Annotated in this window: 15 protein-coding genes and 2 pseudogenes; 8 read left to right on the top strand and 9 right to left on the bottom strand. The window is 70.0% G+C overall.

Annotated elements, in window-relative coordinates:
* Positions 1-526: 526 nt before the first annotated feature.
* The 4 genes from ACLJWH_RS27420 to ACLJWH_RS27405 all read left to right on the top strand — a co-directional run bounded on the left by ACLJWH_RS27420 (position 527) and on the right by ACLJWH_RS27405 (position 2,784).
* Positions 527-910, top strand: a complete 384-nt coding sequence (locus ACLJWH_RS27420) for a hypothetical protein (RefSeq protein ID WP_411144431.1) — start codon at positions 527-529, stop codon at positions 908-910.
* A gap of 106 nt (positions 911-1,016) precedes the next feature.
* Complete coding sequence (locus ACLJWH_RS27415) at positions 1,017-1,871, top strand: hypothetical protein (protein WP_411144430.1); 855 nt, start codon at positions 1,017-1,019, stop codon at positions 1,869-1,871.
* Positions 1,872-1,932: 61 nt separating this feature from the next.
* Positions 1,933-2,313 (top strand): roadblock/LC7 domain-containing protein, encoded by a 381-nt coding sequence (locus ACLJWH_RS27410; RefSeq protein WP_411144429.1) that lies wholly within the window; start codon positions 1,933-1,935, stop codon positions 2,311-2,313.
* A gap of 96 nt (positions 2,314-2,409) precedes the next feature.
* Complete coding sequence (locus ACLJWH_RS27405) at positions 2,410-2,784, top strand: hypothetical protein (protein ID WP_411144428.1); 375 nt, start codon at positions 2,410-2,412, stop codon at positions 2,782-2,784.
* Between the two features lie 31 nt (positions 2,785-2,815).
* Here ACLJWH_RS27405 and ACLJWH_RS27400 read toward each other — a convergent pair whose 3' ends face one another.
* From ACLJWH_RS27400 to ACLJWH_RS27375, 6 genes are read right to left on the bottom strand one after another with little or no spacing between them, the layout of a single operon-like run.
* Entirely contained in the window at positions 2,816-3,652 is an 837-nt protein-coding gene (locus ACLJWH_RS27400; RefSeq protein WP_411144427.1) for an urease accessory protein UreD, read from the bottom strand.
* Complete coding sequence (gene ureG, locus ACLJWH_RS27395; RefSeq protein ID WP_411144426.1) at positions 3,649-4,344, bottom strand: urease accessory protein UreG; 696 nt, start codon at positions 4,342-4,344, stop codon at positions 3,649-3,651. The genes ACLJWH_RS27400 and ureG overlap by 4 nt, the downstream gene beginning before the upstream one ends.
* Positions 4,345-4,390: 46 nt before the next feature.
* Positions 4,391-5,065: an urease accessory protein UreF gene (locus ACLJWH_RS27390; RefSeq protein ID WP_411144425.1), complete on the bottom strand. Its 675-nt coding sequence runs from the start codon at positions 5,063-5,065 to the stop codon at positions 4,391-4,393.
* 33 nt (positions 5,066-5,098) lie between these two features.
* Positions 5,099-6,820: an urease subunit alpha gene (locus ACLJWH_RS27385; RefSeq protein ID WP_411144424.1), complete on the bottom strand. Its 1,722-nt coding sequence runs from the start codon at positions 6,818-6,820 to the stop codon at positions 5,099-5,101.
* Complete coding sequence (locus tag ACLJWH_RS27380; protein ID WP_411144423.1) at positions 6,813-7,124, bottom strand: urease subunit beta; 312 nt, start codon at positions 7,122-7,124, stop codon at positions 6,813-6,815. The genes ACLJWH_RS27385 and ACLJWH_RS27380 overlap by 8 nt, the downstream gene beginning before the upstream one ends.
* 17 nt (positions 7,125-7,141) lie before the next feature.
* Positions 7,142-7,444, bottom strand: a complete 303-nt coding sequence (locus tag ACLJWH_RS27375; RefSeq protein ID WP_094790881.1) for an urease subunit gamma — start codon at positions 7,442-7,444, stop codon at positions 7,142-7,144.
* Positions 7,445-7,970: 526 nt separating this feature from the next.
* Between ACLJWH_RS27375 and ACLJWH_RS27370 the strand changes: the two genes are divergently transcribed.
* Positions 7,971-8,918 carry a M28 family metallopeptidase gene (locus ACLJWH_RS27370; RefSeq protein WP_411144422.1) on the top strand — a complete coding sequence of 316 codons (948 nt, stop codon included), beginning with the start codon at positions 7,971-7,973 and terminating at the stop codon, positions 8,916-8,918.
* A gap of 21 nt (positions 8,919-8,939) precedes the next feature.
* Here ACLJWH_RS27370 and ACLJWH_RS27365 read toward each other — a convergent pair whose 3' ends face one another.
* Positions 8,940-9,254 carry a type II toxin-antitoxin system Phd/YefM family antitoxin gene (locus tag ACLJWH_RS27365; protein ID WP_411144421.1) on the bottom strand — a complete coding sequence of 105 codons (315 nt, stop codon included), beginning with the start codon at positions 9,252-9,254 and terminating at the stop codon, positions 8,940-8,942.
* 260 nt (positions 9,255-9,514) lie between these two features.
* Here ACLJWH_RS27365 and ACLJWH_RS27360 point away from each other — a divergent pair.
* Positions 9,515-9,802 (top strand): annotated as a pseudogene (locus tag ACLJWH_RS27360) (MFS transporter); the annotation flags it as partial.
* Between the two features lie 38 nt (positions 9,803-9,840).
* Entirely contained in the window at positions 9,841-10,449 is a 609-nt protein-coding gene (locus tag ACLJWH_RS27355) for a hypothetical protein (protein WP_411144615.1), read from the top strand.
* On the opposite strand, the gene ACLJWH_RS27350 is transcribed toward ACLJWH_RS27355, so the two are convergent.
* Together ACLJWH_RS27350 and ACLJWH_RS27345 are read right to left on the bottom strand one after the other, a co-directional pair.
* On the bottom strand, positions 10,365-10,718 hold the full coding sequence (locus ACLJWH_RS27350; protein WP_411144614.1) for a hypothetical protein: 354 nt from the start codon (positions 10,716-10,718) through the stop codon (positions 10,365-10,367). The two genes, ACLJWH_RS27355 and ACLJWH_RS27350, sit on opposite strands and share 85 nt — an antisense overlap.
* A 599-nt stretch (positions 10,719-11,317) precedes the next feature.
* Positions 11,318-11,449 (bottom strand): annotated as a pseudogene (locus ACLJWH_RS27345) (TfuA-like protein); the annotation flags it as partial.
* 1,359 nt (positions 11,450-12,808) lie between these two features.
* Between ACLJWH_RS27345 and ACLJWH_RS27340 the strand changes: the two are divergent.
* Positions 12,809-14,257: a hypothetical protein gene (locus ACLJWH_RS27340; protein WP_411144420.1), complete on the top strand. Its 1,449-nt coding sequence runs from the start codon at positions 12,809-12,811 to the stop codon at positions 14,255-14,257.
* The last annotated feature ends 175 nt before the right edge of the window (positions 14,258-14,432 follow it).

Here is a 14,432-nt window from a genome sequence, read left to right as displayed (position 1 = left end):
CGGCGCCGCTCCGTGCTGTCCGCGCGCGCCGCCGCCCGGCTGCGGTGTGTCCGCGCCGCCGACGGCCGTCCCAGGTGTCTTTCCCGGCGACGGACGCCCGGGTCAACCGCGACGGACGAAGTCGGCCGGAAGTCGCTGCGCGGCCCGTCACCGCGTTTCCGCCGGGTGCGGTGCGCGGCACACCGTCACGGTGCGCGCCACGCCGCCGCCATGGCCGCACATACCGCGTGGTGGGCCACCGCGCGGGCGGTCACCGGCCGGCCGTGGCCCCGGTGGCGGCCGACGGCGGGTGCCGCCTGGGCAACCCCGGTGCCGAGAGGGCGAGAACACGTCAATTGCCATGCACAAGCCCTTAAGGCATGTGCGGATTGCATGCCTTCACTAACCTTCCGTGCAGGCTCTCCCACTCACTGCCACGAGGGAGCGCCCGTCGGCGATGCCGTCGGCGCCGCGGTCCGGTCCGGACCCGTCCGGCGCCCGCCCGTCCGACGCAGTCCCGTCCGCGCCGTCGAGAAGGAGCTCCCCCGTGCCGGGTATCGACCAGGTCTTGTCCCAAGCCATGGGAATCCCCGGCGTACTGGGTGCCGACCTGATCGACTGGACCAGCGGGCTGACGCTCGGTACGGCCGGGCGGGCGCCGCACGCCGATCACGAAGCCACCGCCGCGGACACCGCCGATGTGGTCCAGGCCGTGGCGCGCAACGCCACGTTCGACACCGCGGGCACCACCGGCCCGCCGCTGGAGGACATCATCATCACGACCGCGGGCGGCTACCACCTCATCCGCTTCGTGGACACGGCCTTCGACAGCCAGACCTACCTCTACCTCTGGCTGGACCGCGCGCAGGCCAATCTCGCGGTCGCCCGGCTGCGGCTGCGCGATCTGGCGGCGGGGCTGGTCTCGGGCTGACGGCGGCGCCCGCCCCCGGATGCCCGCCGCACAGCCCGCCGCCGCCCCGGCCGCGCCCGGCCGCACAGCACCAACGCCGCACGGCACCAACGGTGAAGGAACAGTCATGGGCCTGCCGATACCCGACCGCCCGCCCGCGTCGGCCGGGCTGCTCGACCGGTGCGCCGCCGAGCACGTCACCGGCGCCCTGCGCAGCCCGCACGGCTGCTTCTACCTCCTCGACGGCGCGGTCTACTGCGTCGAGGGCAGCACCGCACCAGGACTCGACGCCCGGCTCCGGGTGTCCGGCAAGGTGCCCGCGCACGGCTGGGAGGCGGCCCGCACCACCGCGGGTCCGCACCACGGAGGGGCCCGGTACCTCGTCGGCGAGGGCTGGCTGACGCAGGGGGAACTGGAGCTCTGCCATCTCGCCGCCCTCCTGGACGCCGCCTTCTTCGCGCTGCCGCTGCCGCCGGAGACCACGTCCTTCACCCCGGGCACCGCCCACTGGCTGGGCGTCGTACGCCGCGTCAGCGCCGCCGCGCTCCAGCGGGCGACGGCGCACCGCCGGGCGCTGCTCGACCAGTTGCAGCCGTGGGCGGCGGTGGACACCTGCCCGGTGGTCCCCGTCGATCCGCCCCGCTCGGGCGGTGCCCCCGCCACCGGCCGGCAACGCCGGCTGCTGGCGAGCGCCGACGGCCGGCGCACCCCGCACGAACTCGCCCGCGTGCTGGGTCTGTCGGCCTTCGTGACGCTGCTCGACATCCGCCGGCTCGCCGCGGCCGGGCTCGTCCACCTGCCCCGGGGGCCGGCGGCCCTGCCCCGGCGGCACCCCGGTGCCCGCCCGGCCGACCGGCCCGCCGCTTCCGGTGAACGGCCCGCACCGACCTGGCAGTTACCGGTACCGGAATTGTTCGAGACCGCCGATCCGGATATTGCCCTCCTTGTCCGACTGCGTACGGCGCTGGAGGAAAACCTGTGAACCGCCGCGGGTCCCGGCCATGAGGCACGTCATCAGAAAACGTGCCGAGAAAAGGAGACTGATGACGATCGAACCCCGGGTACGGGAAGAATTACACGCGTTGCGTGATCAGGTACGCCATCTCCGGGGCGGCATGGTGGCCAGTGCCGACGGTATGGTCATCGCGCACGACCTGCGGGACATCGAACCGGACGGTCTGGCCGCGCTCACCGCCGCGGCGATCGGGGTGGCCAAACGCCTCACCGAGGCGACCGGCCAGGGGGCGTTCGAGGAATCCCTCACGCGCGGTGCGAACGGGTACGTCGCGGCCTATACGGCCGGCCGGTACGCGGTCCTCACCGCCGTGGCGAGCCCCGACACCAACGTCGGAAGGCTCCATCACCAGGCCCGGCGGGCCGCCGCGCGCATCGGCGCGCTGGTGGACGCCGTCCCGCGGCAGTGACCCGGCCCCGGCCCCGTGCCCCGCCCCGGCGGTGCCCCGCCCCGCCTGCCGCACTCTCCGGGAAAGGCCCGGAAAACCGAAAGGTACGTATCTGCCATGACTCAGATGGAAACCGCGCTCACCGATATGATGTCCGCCGTCGAAGGCGCCATAGGTGTCGCCCTGGTCGACTACACCAGCGGAATGGCGCTCGCCACGCTCGGCGACAACAACGCCCTGGATCTCAATATCGCCGCGGCCGGCAACACCGATGTGGTGCGCGCGAAAATGCGCACCATGGAAATGCTGGAACTCCAGGGCACCATCGAGGACATTCTCATCACGCTGACCTCGCAGTACCACCTGATCCGCCCGGTGACCGGCAAGAACGGCAGCGGTCTGTTCCTCTATCTGGTGCTGGACCGCAAGCGCGCCAACCTCGCGCTGGCCCGGCACCGCCTCGCCCGGGTCGAGGCGGAACTGGAGGTGTGACGGGACGAGGGCGCCGGGCCGGCGCCCTCCCTCACCCCGCCGCGACGCCCTGGGCGGCCTCGTCCAGGAGGCGCCGCAGCCGCAGCGCGTCCGGGGCGATGGCGGTGGCCAGCGCGGCGGGACCGGTGAGCGGTGCCAGCACGGCCTGCCCCGCGCCCGCGCCGCCCTGCTCGTCCGCGTCCCCCAGCAGCCGCACCTCGACGGGCTTGGCGTCGAACTCGGGCTCCACCACGAGGAGTTGCCCGACGGCGCGCCGGCCGTACAGCACGGCCGAGGTGTCCCAGCCGGGGACGCCCGGCCCGTAGGCGGTCTCCTGGTCGAGGAGGGTGCGGCCGGCCCGGCGGACCGTCAGCCGGCTGCGCAGCGTGCCCGGCCGCTCGCCACTGCGCCCCAGGACCTGCTCCTCGCGGAGCACGAGGCGGGCCGTCGGGGCCAGTTCGACGGTCATGGTCATCCGCAGATCGCTGCCCGCGGCGGAGATCAGCGGTTCGGGCAGCCAGTCGAGCCGCGCGCCGTCGGCCACCGTCAGCCGTACGTCGTAGGTGGCGTGTCCGGGCGTCCGGCCGGGCAGCGCGACGGTCGCCGCGGCGGCCGTGATGCCCAGTGCCGCGCCCGGTTCGACGGTGACCTCGATGCCGAGCCGGTCACCGCCGAGCGGGGCGCTCATGGCGCCCACCAGGCAGACCCGGGCCCGGTCCCCGTGCGAGCGGATACGGCGCAGCGCGAAGGGCCCTTCGCCGTCCAGGACGGGCAGCCGGGTGGTGCCGTCCCCGTCGGCCCGCGCGGTGATACGGGCGGTGCCCCGCAGGCCGGCCCCCGTGGGGGCGCCGGTCTGCGGGTCTGCCGGCCCGGGGAGCACGCGGGTCATGCGGGGCCCGCGGTCCAGTCGGCCAGCCGCTCGCGGACCCAGTCGGTGACCGGCTGGACGCCGTTCTCCGACTTCAGGGCGGTGAAGGCGACGGGGAGCTCGCCGCGCTGGGCCTTGGCGTCGCGCGCCATGCCCGCCAGGTCGACGCCCACGTAGGGCGCGAGGTCGGTCTTGTTGATGACGAGCAGGTCGGCGGTGGTGACGCCGGGGCCGCCCTTGCGCGGGATGTCGTCGCCGCCCGCCACGTCGATGACGAAGATCTGGGCGTCGACCAGGCCCTTGGAGAAGGTCGCGGTGAGATTGTCGCCGCCGGACTCGACCAGGATGAGGTCGAGCGGGCCGACCTCTTCCTCCAGGTCCTCGACGGCTTCGAGGTTGGCGGAGATGTCGTCGCGGATCGCGGTGTGCGGGCAGGCGCCGGTCTCCACGGCCGCGATCCGCTCGGCGGGCAGTACCGCCTCGCGGAGCAGGAACTCGGCGTCCTCGCGGGTGTAGATGTCGTTGGTGACGACGGCGATGGACAGCTGGTCGCGCAGGGCCCGGCACAGGGCCGCGACGGTGGCGGTCTTGCCGGTGCCGACCGGGCCGCCGAGGCCGATGCGCAGGGCGCGGCGGCTGCCGTCGGCGCGGTGCGGGTCGGCGGCGCTGTAGGTGTGGCGCTCGGGGAAGGAGTCGCCGTGGTCGAGGTGCATTGTCACTCCGGTGGTGAGAGCGGCCGCTGGGTGCGCGGCGGGCGGATCAGGAGGCGAAGAGCCGTACCGGCCAGGCGGCGTGCTGTTCGGCGGTGATGTCGAGCAGCGGCGCGGAGGCCGCGGGCAGCACATCGACTCCCTCGGTGGGGACGCGCAGCGCGGCCTCGGTGCCCTGGACGGCGACCTGGTCGAGGTCGGCGGCGAGGTGCGCGAGGACGGCGGTGGCGTCGAAGGGGTCCAGGCTCAGCAGCCGGACCGCGGCGGTGGCCGGGCCGCTGACGTTCTCGTAGGCCACGGCGTACGCGGCGTCGAGGGCGGTCAGGCCAGCGGACCGGGCGGCGAGACCGAGGACGACGGGCTGGTGGGCGCCGCGCGGACGAGCCGCGGCGAGCGCGTCGAGTGCGTCGCTCGGCCAGGCGGCGCGGGCGGCCCGCATCATCTGCCGGCCGAGCCGTCTGGCCACCTGCCGCAGCGCCGGTACGGGGGTACGGGCGTCGGCGGCGTCGTCCAGGAGCAGCGGGTCGCAGCCGGCGGCGGCCGCGGCGGCCAGTCCGGCGGCGACCAGGCCCGCGGTGTGCAGCCGCCCGCGGCAGAAGCTCTCCAGGGTGGCTGCGTCCTTGATGCGTCCCGCGGTGACGGCCGGTTCGGCGCCGCCCGAGTGGGCGTGCCCGCCGGCGGGGAACCGGCCGTCGGCGAGGACGAGCAGCGCTGCGCGGCTCATCGGTGGTACTCCGGATTGTTCATCGGCGGTGCATCAGAAGAGGAAGTACCGCTGGGCCATGGGAAGTTCGGCGGCGGGCGCGGGTTCGACCACGTCGCCGTCGATGGTCACCGTGAAGGTGTCGGGGTCGACGTGGACCCGCGGCAGCGCGTCGTTGTTGCGCATGTCCGCCTTGGTGACACCCCGGGTGCTGCGGATGGCCTCGAAGGACTTCGCCAGGGGCAGCCGCCCGGGGAGATCGTCCTCAAGGGCCTGCTGGGAGACGAAGTTGACGGAGTTGCTGCCCGGGGCCTTGCCGGTGGCGCCGAACATCGGGCGGGGCAGGATCGGCTGCGGGGTGGGGATGGACGCGTTGGCGTCGCCCACCTGCGCGTACGCGATCTGACCGCCCTTGATGACGAGCAGCGGCTTGACGCCGAAGAACGCCGGGTCCCACAGGACGAGGTCGGCCAGCTTGCCGTCCTCGACCGAGCCGACGAGGTGGTCGATGCCCTGGGCGACGGCCGGGTTGATGGTGTACTTCGCGACGTACCTGCGGGCCCGGTTGTTGTCCGCGGCGCCGTCGCCGGGGAGCGTGCCGCGGCGGCGCTTCATCACGTGCGCGGTCTGCCACGTACGCATCACGACCTCGCCGATCCGGCCCATGGCCTGGGCGTCGGAGGACATGATCGAGATGGCGCCGAGGTCGTGCAGGATGTCCTCGGCGGCGATGGTGGAGGGCCGGATCCGGGACTCGGCGAAGGCGAGGTCCTCCGGGACGGCGGGGTTGAGGTGGTGGCAGACCATCAGCATGTCGAGGTGTTCCTCGACGGTGTTGACGGTGTGCGGCCGCGTGGGGTTGGTCGACGCGGGCAGCACGTTCGGCTCGGAGACCATCGCGATCATGTCGGGGGCGTGGCCGCCGCCGGCGCCCTCGACGTGGAACGCGTGGATGGAGCGGCCGGCTATGGCGGCGAGGGTGTCGCCGAGGAATCCGGCCTCGTTCAGGGTGTCGGTGTGGATCGCGAGCTGGGCGCCGCTCTCCTCGCAGATGCCCAGGCAGGCGTCGAGTACGGCGGGGGTCGCGCCCCAGTCCTCGTGGATCTTGAAGCCGAGGATGCCGGCCCGCAGCTGGTCGCGCATCGACGCGGTCGACATGGTGTTGCCCTTGCCGAGCAGGCCCACGTTGACCGGCAGCGAGTCCATCGACTCGAAGAGCCGGGCGATGTGCCAGGCGCCGGGGGTGATGGTGGTGGCCTTGCTGCCCTCGGCCGGTCCGGTGCCGCCGCCGACGAGTGTGGTGACGCCCGAGGCGAGGGCCTCGTCCACCTGCTGGGGGCAGATGAAGTGGACGTGGGTGTCGATGGCACCGGCGGTGAGGATCTTGCCGTTGCCGGCGATGACCTCGGTCTCGGGGCCGATGACGAGGTCGGGGTGGACACCGTCCATCGTCTCGGGGTTGCCGGCCTTGCCCAGGGCGGTGATCCGGCCGTCGCGGATCCCCACGTCGGCCTTGACGATGCCCCAGTGGTCGAGCACGACGGCGCCGGTGATCACGGTGTCGGGGGCGCCCTCGGCACGGGTGGTGCGCGATTGGCCCATCGATTCGCGGATCACCTTGCCGCCGCCGAAGACGGCTTCGTCGCCGGCCCGGCCGGGCCCGCCCGAGCGGTCCTCGGTGATCTCGATGACGACATCGGTGTCGGCGAGCCGGATGCGGTCGCCGGCGGTCGGGCCGAAGAGGTCGGCGTACTCCTGGCGCGTCAGATCAGCCATCGAGGGGACCTCCGGTCTCGCCACGCAGCCCCACGACGATGCGCTTGCCGCTGATGGGGACAAGTTCGACCTCGGTGGGGATGCCCGGCTCGAAGCGCACGGCGGAGCCGGCGGCGACGTTGAGACGCTTGCCGTGCGCGGCCGCGCGGTCGAATTCGAGACCGGGATTGGCCTCGGCGAAGTGGTAGTGCGAGCCGACCTGGACGGGGCGGTCGGCGGCGTTGAGGACTGTCATGCGCGTGACCGGGCTGCCTTCGTTGAGGCGCACCGGCTCGTCGGCGTAGAGGATCTGTCCCGGGATCATCTTCTGCTCTCCCGTGGTCAGTTGATGGGTTCGTGAACGGTGACGAGCTTGGTGCCGTCGGGGAACGTGGCCTCGACCTGCACGTCGTGGATCATCTCGGGGACGCCTTCCATGACGTCGTCACGGCTGAGCACCGTGCGTCCGGAGGACATGAGCTCGGCGACCGTACGGCCGTCCCGTGCGCCTTCGAGGATGTGGGCCGTCAGCAGGGCGATGGATTCGGGATGGTTCAGCTTCAACCCGCGGGACCGACGCTTCTCGGCCACGTCTGCCGCCACATGAATCATCAGGCGTTCCTGTTCATGCGGGGTCAGTTGCATACGTTCCACCTCACAGTCTTCCCGCCTGGACTCATTCGCCCAGGTCACAGGCGTTGACACACCTGCATCGATAGATGTACCACACAGTATTTAAAGAGGGGGCAAACCAACCTCCAGCGCCTGACCGCCAACAGCTCCGCGACGGGAGGCTAGTTCGGCGAAATTTCGTCGGCGTTACCGCGACGGAAATCCCGCGCCACCCTTGTCGCACCTGACGCAACGAGTCATCCCGCACCACCCGCGACGGCGCGGCGGCCATCCGGCACTGTGCGGGCGGGGCGCGAACCTCCCGGCCGCACACGGAGAGCAGTGGCGCATTCCACACGTGACAGATGACCACGCCACGGCATCACGACCCCGGCAAACCCGCAGCAACACCCCAAAAGCGACAGCGCCCGCTCCACGAACACGCCTGTCCGATATGCGCTCTTGACGTGACGCAGAGCCCTCGCAATTCTCATGCACGCGTCAAGACAGCACAAAGTCAGCTCCGCACCACCCCCCACACCAGTATCGGAGCCCTACCGTGACCCGCTCACCCCGCGCTCGCCGCACCCTCCTGGCCGCCGGCGCCTGCACCGCCGTCGCCGCCCTGCTGAGCACCGCGGCAGCCACCCAGGCGACGGCCCGCACACCGCTCGCCGCCCCGGACATCCCGGTCTCCGCCGTCAAGGCGGACCTCGCCCAGCTCCAGTCCATAGCCGACGCCAACGGCGGCAACCGCGCCCACGGCAAGCCCGGCTACAAGGCGTCCGTCGACTACATCAAGGGCAAGCTGGACGCGGCCGGCTTCACCACCGAGCTCCAGGAGTTCAGCTACGGCGGCGCCAAGGGCTACAACCTCCTCGCCGACTGGCCGGGCGGCAGCGAGGACCAGACGGTCATGGCCGGCGCCCACCTCGACTCGGTCGGCCGCGGCCCCGGCATCAACGACAACGGCTCCGGCTCCGCGGGCATCCTGGAGGTCGCGCTCGCCGTCTCCCGGGAGGGCCTCAAGCCCGCCAAGCATCTGCGGTTCGCCTGGTGGGGCGCCGAGGAGTACGGCATGGTCGGCTCCCAGCACTACCTCGACACCCTCGGCACCGACACGTCGAAGGTCGACTCGTACCTGAACTTCGACATGATCGGTTCACCGAACCCCGGCTACTTCGTCTATGACGACGACGCCCGCCTGGAGAAGGTCTTCAAGGACTGGTTCGCGACCAAGAACATCCCCACCGAGATCGAGACCGAGGGCGACGGCCGCTCCGACCACGCCCCCTTCAAGGACGCCGGCGTCCCGGTCGGCGGGCTCTTCTCCGGAGCCGACTACATCAAGACCCCCGACCAGGCGCAGAAGTGGGGCGGCACCGCGGGCCAGGCGTTCGACGCCTGCTACCACGCCGCCTGCGACACGTCCCAGAACATCGACGACACTGCGCTGGACAACAACACCGACGCCATCGCCAACGCGCTCTGGCAGCTCACCTCCTGACCCTCCCGCACCACCGCACGGTCAGCTCTCGCGACCCGGCCGCCGATCCCCGGCGGCCGGGTCGCGGTGTTCCGCCGCGATACCGAACCGCTGCCGTTCGCCTTCAGCGGACGACAGCGGCCGCAGCGCGGAGACCGTACGGATTACCTGCGGCTCCTCCGCGCCCGCCGCACGCTGCCCGAGTTCTTCGAGTCGTTGCAGGTCAGCGGCGGACACCAGCGCGGCCAGGGGCTTGCCGTGGCGCGTGACGACGACCCGTTCACCGCCGTAGACGACGCGGTTGATCAGATCCGCGAGCTCTGCCCGCGCTTGCGTCACCGGAATTTCGTAGGTCATGCTCCTAGCCTATGTAATGTCCACCTGGTCCGCTGTGGTACGTGGCGACAGCGAATATCCAGGTCAGAGGCTCTCGCGTGCTCCCGTGCGCTCTCGTTTGTGAGAGCTGTGTGAGACGAGGTGAGACGAAGAGTTTCCTGGTCGCCCTGGACCCTGGCGGGTCTCCGGCGCGGCGGAACGCCCCACTCGACCGTGTCGCCGAGGGCTTGGCGGTGGTGCTGCTGTAGACCGGCACCGCCCGGGTCTGGCACCTGGTCGCGATGTCGGCGGCCTGCGGGGCTGCGTCGGCGTTCTTCCCCCCGGCGGCCGGCGGCATCGTGGTGGAAGTGGTCCCGGCCGAGATGCGGCACGCGGCGAACTCACTGCTGAAGATCGGGCAGAACACGGTGAAGGTCGCCGGTCCCGCGCTCGGCGGCGTCCTGGTCGCGGCAATCGGTTCGACCTGGGTGATCCGCTGGGACGCGCCGACCTTCGCCGCGTCCACGGTGCTCTTCGCACGGATCGAGCTGGCGCCCGGCACGGTGAAGGTGAGGGCCCGGTTCACCGCGGACCTGCGCGAGGGCTGGGAGGACTTCCGCTCACGGCGTTGGCTGTGGGTGATGGTCTGCCAGTCCGCGCTGTCGTGCCGGTGTGGCTGGCCGGCTACCAGTTGCTCGGCCCGGTCTACGGGGCCCAGTTCCTGGGCGGCGCGGGCCCGTGGGGCGTGGTCGTCTCCGGATTCACCGCCGGGCTGGTGGCCGGTGCCGGCGTCGCGCTGCTGTGGAAGCCCCGCCTGGTCGGGCGGGTGGTGTACCTGGGCACCGGGGCGATGGCGCTGCCGCTGGCCGCGATGGCGCTGGCCGCCCCGCTGCCGCTGCTGGTCGCCGCGACCGCGGCGGCCGGCACCGGGCTGGCGATCAGCATGACCGTGTGGTCCGGGCTGCTCCAGGAGCGCGTGCCGTCGGACTGGCTGAGCCGGACCATGTCCTACTCGACGCTCGGCCAGATCCTGCCGGTCCCGTTCGGCTACCTCCTCGCGGGCCTGGCCTCCCACACCTTCGGGGTCCGCTCCACCCTGGCCTTCGGCGCTCTGCTGATTGCCCTGGCCGCCGTCGTCCCGCTGGTGATCCGTCAGGTCCGCTGGCTCTCGCTGGCCGCCGAGCAGGAGCCGGTTGCGGGCGGCGAGCCCGTCGCGGCGGCGCGGGTGCCGAGGTAGAAGGTGCGGGCGACTTCGACGGCACCGGCGAAGTCGCGAAACGCCCGGTCGCGGGCCGTCGCCTCCAGCACCTGCCGGCCGGCGTCCGGCGCCAGCCCCCAGGCGGTGGCGAAGTGGCGGCCGATGCACTCGGCCACCAGGTGCGCGGTGCTGTGCCGGGGATCGGCGGCCTCGGCGGCAGTGTTGAGGGCGAACGCGGCGGCCACCGCCTCGGCGGTGGCCGCCGCTCGTCCAGTAGGTCGGCGGCCTCGGCGCGGCTGGCCGGCCACAGCGACCAGCCTCCGTCCAGGCGGGCCGAGCGGACCATGAGCCGCACCAGCATCTCGTCCGGCGCCAACTCCCGGATCTCCTGCGGGGTGGGCCAGAACGCCAGCTGACGGCGGGACATGCCGGCGACGCCCACGCCTTCGGCGGCGGCGATGCGAAGCGCGGCCCGCTCCGGATCCGCCGCAGTGCCCGCCCGGCCGGCGACACCGGCCAGCACCCGCGCGCGCCAGCGGTCCGGGAAGGCGGGGTCGTAGAGCTGCTGGTGCTGGAGGACGGCGAGGAACGGAACCCCCGTCCAGGCCCTGCTTGTCCGGGCGGAACGTCGCCTGCCAGAACCGGACGAAGCTCGTATGCACGGCTCCTCGATCCACGGCCCAGCGTCCGGGGCGGTCGGCAGGCCGGCGGCGACCAGGACCAGGGCGTCCTCGGCGTACTCTCGTTTGAGGTCGTAGGCGTTGGTGCGGCGCCAGCCGTCCACCCGGTCGAAGGCCGCCGCGGTGTCCTCGCCGGCTGCGTAGGCCGCGCGGCCGAGCGCGGCCCGCGACCTGCGGGTGTACGGCAGCGCGCGGGCGAGCCCTTCGAGGGTGAGCGCGTCGGCGTCGCCGATCCGCCCGGCGGCGGCACAGCGCTGGTAGGCGGTCCGCAGATTCACCAGCGCCTCGGACAGCGGCCGGCCGTCGGGGGTGTGGAGGACGGCCACTTCGTCGTCGGCGTCCAGGACGCCTGCGCGCAGGTCCTCGAAGATCCGGCCGACGCCGGTCATCGCGTACGGGGCGAGCTCGGCCGGCCATCAACGGCGTGACGGTCCACGGCGACACCGAGCCGATCGCGCCGGCCTCCGTCAGCGCCGCCGGCCGCTTCCTCACCTCCGTCCTGGACTCCGCGTACGACACCCGGTGCGTCCCCAACGGTGTTTCCTCCTTGGGGGCTTTGGTCCCAGATGACGGGACTTTATACCCCTGGCGTTCGCTGATGACCTTGTTAACTTTGACGTGTCGCGAAGCCAGGCGGACTCGGTGGTTCGATTTCCGAGATCCCCGCGACTGTAAGCATGCACCCGGCCGGGAGGAGGCGGTTATCCATGGACCACTGTCCGAGTTGCACGGACCTCCACCGCATCGCCTCGACGTGCAGCGCGCTCTGACCTGTGCCTGTACGCATCCTTTGAACACGCCTCCTGCCGGAGACCCCTATGGGGATGCCGCTGCACAGCAGCACCGCGGCGAATGAGCCAGTACGCCAAGCTCCACCGTCTACACACTTCACGTCACAACGGCTCTGCCGTGTATACACAGCCGCGTACCGGGCCAGGGTGGCCACGTCGGCAGGCACATCCCGACTGTTCGTCAACTCCCGCAACCCAGCAGCCTGTTCCACGTAGACCTGCCTGCCTGCGACGTGGACGAGACTGTCGAGGTCCTGGCCTCGTCAGTGTCAGATCTGCGTGAGGTTCTAGCAGGCATGAGAGAAGGGGACTTCGTCATCGCCGCCCCGGACGGTACCCCCTGCGCTTCTCGCCAGCCACTTCCGGGCGCACGCACGATCTGACCGCGGCCCGCGCCCACGGCATCACCCAACGCCTTCCCCACCTGCCAGATCCTCGCCCTCGCGAACCGCGCCCACCAGGGTGCCGGCACCACCGCCCGCACCTCTACTACGGACACCACGAACACCCCACCCACTGCCAGCGGTACAACCGCGATCACGCCTGCCCCCGAGCCCCCGGCGAATGCGCCCTGCACCCTCCTCGAAGCCCGCTCATGGCCACGACGAGCCCACCGCCCAACCAGTCGCATCGGCCTGACCATCAAAGCCGTACACACCCTGATGACCTGCCAGTACCAGGACCAAAGAGGCTCACCAGGAGCCTTGCGACCAAACAACACCCTGCCTCTCCTCATGAGATGTCGTTCGACGTCTCAGGAGGAGAGCTTCCGGAATGCGTGCCCACTTGCCAGGATCCACCTGTGGGTCATAACTCCGGTCCTGCATATTCCATTTCTCGCGTCGGCGGCGGGATGGTCTCGGAGCCTCGGTTCCGTGAGCAGGGAGCCGAACCACCCACGCTTCCCACTCAGCGAGATGAGTTCTCATGAAGTACGTCTGCAAGGCGGCGAAGCCTACCGCAACCATCACAATGTGTCTCGCGATGCTGGGAGTATCCGGACTCCCGGCAGCTAACGCCCTCGACGGGTCCTCATCTGCGGGTGCCAGCCCGAGGGCAGGCGGCGCTTTGTTGGTTTCCAACGGCGGTTTGGTGCGTGCCGATGAGGCTGTCATCACCGAAGAGCAGCGACAGCAGATGCTATCCAGGCTCGACCAGAAGGGCCTGAACAACGAACAGCTCCAGGTGGCGCGACAGGTCGTCAATCAGTTGGCCGGAGGGCCTCAGGATCAGCCGAAACCGTCAGATGGACTCGTGGGGATGTCCGACCGGGAGATAGCGAATCTCGCGCGCCAGGAGTTCGATAAAATCCTCAACGGTGCAGAAGTCACCGACGATCTCAAAGAAGCTCTGGGTAATCCCAGCCAGGCCTACACGCCCTTCCTGAAGGAAGTTTTCGGCGAAGCGGGATTCCTTGCCAAGTTCGCACGGTCCTATCAGCACTCAGGGCTTTTCTTCGATTCCATAAAGGGAGGCGTGGAAGCCGCCTTGAAGGGAGACGTGAAGGCCGCCGCCGGCACTATGGGGTCAGCCATCTCCTCAGAGGTGGGCAGCGCGATCAACCTGAAGGAAGCGATTTACGCTGGCAATACCGCTAACATCATATTGTATGGGGTCGATCTTGCCGTCGGAATAGCGAAGTTCGCGATCGGACTTGTTGGTTCTTCGCTGCCAGTCATGGTTGCTCCTCTAGTCAACATCGGCGCCTCGATCGCCAAGAGCTTGGTGTCGATAGCCGCGATCATAATCAGCAACAACCAACTCAGAAGTAGAGTCTATGAGGAGCTTTACGCAGCACGAGGCAATGCTTGGTCCAAGCTCTTGGACGACGTCAGAGACAGCCTGAAGAAGGATGTATCGCTGCTTCTCACCGAAGCGTGGAAGAGGCTGGAATCCGAACTGGCGTATGGGCGCCAGCTAACGCTTGAAGCGATTAGCAGGAAAGCATCAACGCTGCCTAACAACACGGAACAGGTCACAGCTTACATGAATGCCATAAACCAAGCGGGTAACACCTTTAGTCACCTGGGATTCGAAGCGAGGGGAAAGTTCGTTGAGCTGGTAAGTGGAGCGCTCCAGGCGAGTCTCGCGGGAATGCCAGGAAGAGTGCTTCCGAAGTTCAACGACAAGATGCTGACTGCAAACAGGGCGGACCTGATTGAAATCTTCTGGCAGAAGCGGTGCAGTGATTTCTCCCAAGCCTACTATCGAATTATGTGCCAACAAAAGGGACCCGATAGCACAGACACCAAACAGGTGGATGACATCGAGGCGAGACTACGGGCCAACCCGCCGTCACGCATGACGGTAGGTCAAATATATCTTGAGGCCACCCCTTCCCGCAGCCATCCCAGTCCGAATTACCCTTGGCCCTGATGGCCCTCAATGCGAAAACGGAAGGGGGTGGAATATTTTCCGGGGTTAAGAGGATGTCTCACGTGGTGAACTGGGGCATCATTGCTGCTTGTGGGTGTCGATCTTTCGCAGCGGCTGGTTCCTGATGGTCTGTGGGGACTGGCCGCTCCGTTGCTGCCGTCGTTCAACTCCCGTC

It is taken from the genome of Streptomyces sp. x-80, assembly GCF_046549095.1.
Classification (GTDB): domain Bacteria; phylum Actinomycetota; class Actinomycetes; order Streptomycetales; family Streptomycetaceae; genus Streptomyces; species Streptomyces celluloflavus.
The sequence above is the reverse complement of the archived record's forward strand: the minus strand, read 5'-3'. Positions and strand labels throughout refer to the sequence as shown.

What these genes read in the sequence shown, in the direction of transcription:
- ACLJWH_RS27340 (WP_411144420.1), top strand. Translation starts at nt 12,809, where the DNA reads ATGAAGTACGTCTGCAAGGCGGCGAAGCCTACCGCAACCATCACAATG.
- ACLJWH_RS27385 (WP_411144424.1), bottom strand. Translation starts at nt 6,820, where the DNA reads ATGGCTGATCTGACGCGCCAGGAGTACGCCGACCTCTTCGGCCCGACC.
- ureG (WP_411144426.1), bottom strand. Translation starts at nt 4,344, where the DNA reads ATGCACCTCGACCACGGCGACTCCTTCCCCGAGCGCCACACCTACAGC.
- ACLJWH_RS27410 (WP_411144429.1), top strand. Translation starts at nt 1,933, where the DNA reads ATGACGATCGAACCCCGGGTACGGGAAGAATTACACGCGTTGCGTGAT.
- ACLJWH_RS27390 (WP_411144425.1), bottom strand. Translation starts at nt 5,065, where the DNA reads ATGAGCCGCGCAGCGCTGCTCGTCCTCGCCGACGGCCGGTTCCCCGCC.
- ACLJWH_RS27380 (WP_411144423.1), bottom strand. Translation starts at nt 7,124, where the DNA reads ATGATCCCGGGACAGATCCTCTACGCCGACGAGCCGGTGCGCCTCAAC.
- ACLJWH_RS27405 (WP_411144428.1), top strand. Translation starts at nt 2,410, where the DNA reads ATGACTCAGATGGAAACCGCGCTCACCGATATGATGTCCGCCGTCGAA.
- ACLJWH_RS27400 (WP_411144427.1), bottom strand. Translation starts at nt 3,652, where the DNA reads ATGACCCGCGTGCTCCCCGGGCCGGCAGACCCGCAGACCGGCGCCCCC.
- ACLJWH_RS27415 (WP_411144430.1), top strand. Translation starts at nt 1,017, where the DNA reads ATGGGCCTGCCGATACCCGACCGCCCGCCCGCGTCGGCCGGGCTGCTC.
- ACLJWH_RS27365 (WP_411144421.1), bottom strand. Translation starts at nt 9,254, where the DNA reads ATGACCTACGAAATTCCGGTGACGCAAGCGCGGGCAGAGCTCGCGGAT.
- ACLJWH_RS27375 (WP_094790881.1), bottom strand. Translation starts at nt 7,444, where the DNA reads ATGCAACTGACCCCGCATGAACAGGAACGCCTGATGATTCATGTGGCG.